The 1388-nt window shown below is 71.1% G+C and carries 1 protein-coding gene and 1 pseudogene; one reads left to right on the top strand and one right to left on the bottom strand.

Annotated features, from left to right (window positions below; all coding sequences use genetic code 11):
- Positions 1 to 881 (bottom strand): annotated as a pseudogene (locus tag ACRDSQ_RS18515) (hypothetical protein); the annotation flags it as partial.
- A 98-nt stretch (positions 882 to 979) separates the two neighbouring features.
- On the opposite strand from ACRDSQ_RS18515, the gene cutA reads away from it, so the two are divergent.
- The gene (cutA, locus tag ACRDSQ_RS18510; RefSeq protein WP_431422786.1) at positions 980 to 1294 is read left to right on the top strand and encodes a divalent-cation tolerance protein CutA; all 315 of its coding nucleotides are present in this window, start codon (positions 980 to 982) and stop codon (positions 1292 to 1294) included.
- Positions 1295 to 1388 lie beyond the last annotated feature (94 nt).

The following is a 1388-nucleotide window of genomic DNA, read 5'->3' as shown; positions in this document are numbered from 1 at the left end:
GTCGTGGTCCGCCGGGTGGTGGTGACCGGCGCCTTCGTCGGCGCCGGTGCGGGGGGCGGCGGCGGAGCGGGGGGCGGCGGCGGAGCGGCCTCGGTGGTGACCGGAGGAGCTTCGGTGGTCGTGGTAGTGGTGGTGGTCGTCGTTGTCGTTGTGGTGCTTGAGGTCGTGGTCGTGGTGAGCACTGTGTCGCTCGCCGTGGGGGCGTCCTCGCCGCTGCCCGCGATGACGGCGACGAGGGTGATCACGCCGAGGACACCCGCGACGACGAAACCCGTGCCGTGGTTCGACTTGGCCTTGTCCGGCTGGGGAGCGCGCATCGGCGGGACGGCGTGCGACGCCGGGGCCGGCGGGCGCATCGGCGCGACCGGCAGCCGCGGCATCGTGCGCGTCGCCGGCGCCACCGGGACGCCGTCGGTGTGGCGCGGCAGGTAGAGGTCAAGTTCGATGCCGCGCTTGCCGAGGTGGATCAGGGCCTCGCAGCCGGGGCGGGCGCCGCGCGCGGACACGGACCGCAGGAACGGCGCGTACCGCTGCGACATCGCGTACGTCAGCTCGCCCACGCGCGAACCGTCCAGCCGCACCTCGATCGCCTGGTGCCCTTGGTACTTCCCGGTTCCGATGGTGCACCAGGCCAGTTCCACGGCGACCCGCCGCGGCACGTCGCCGTGCACCGGGTAACGCGCCAGGATGTGCTGGTGGTGTTCCTCGCGGGTGACGGTCACCGGCACCGCGGGCTCGAACAGGTGCAGGCCTGCCGACGAGTTCTCGATCAAAACGGTCGCCTCTTCGGGCCGAAGGTGCGCGCGGACAGGCCGCGCCTCGTGGTGGTGCGCCGGGCGGCCCCGCCTGCCCCGCTTCGCCGTCAGGGCAACATCTTCCATGCCATGGCCGACGTTTGGTTCATCGGTCAACAAAATGATTCGTTACGGTAGGTCCGTGATCGGACACTGACCGATACGCGACACGATCGGAGTCGGGCATGCGGATTGTGGTCACCACGACGGGAACCGCCGAGGATGCCGACCGACTCGCCGACGGTGTGGTGGGCGAGCGGCTGGCGGCGTGCGTGCAGATCGTCGGCCCGGTGCGCAGCGTGTACCGCTGGGACGGTGCGATCCAGCACGACCAGGAATGGCAGTGCTGGATCAAGACCGCGGCCGACCGCGTCGACGCGCTCACCGAGTGGATCAAGGCGCACCACCCGTACGACGTCCCGGAAGTCGTCGTCCTGCCGGTGCTCGGCGGCAACGCGGACTACGTGTCCTGGGTAGCCGCCCAAACTCGCCCGAGCTGACCGAAAACGGCCGGTCGGGCCGGCCGTTTTCGGGTGGGACGCGCTATCGGGGCCGCGGTACCCAGACCGTCCAGTCGTACCAGTCGGTGCCCGG

It is taken from the genome of Actinokineospora sp. (assembly GCF_050699995.1).
Lineage (GTDB): Bacteria > Actinomycetota > Actinomycetes > Mycobacteriales > Pseudonocardiaceae > Actinokineospora.
The sequence above is the reverse complement of the archived record's forward strand: the minus strand, read 5'-3'. Positions and strand labels throughout refer to the sequence as shown.

What these genes read in the sequence shown, in the direction of transcription:
- cutA (WP_431422786.1), top strand. Translation starts at nt 980, where the DNA reads ATGCGGATTGTGGTCACCACGACGGGAACCGCCGAGGATGCCGACCGA.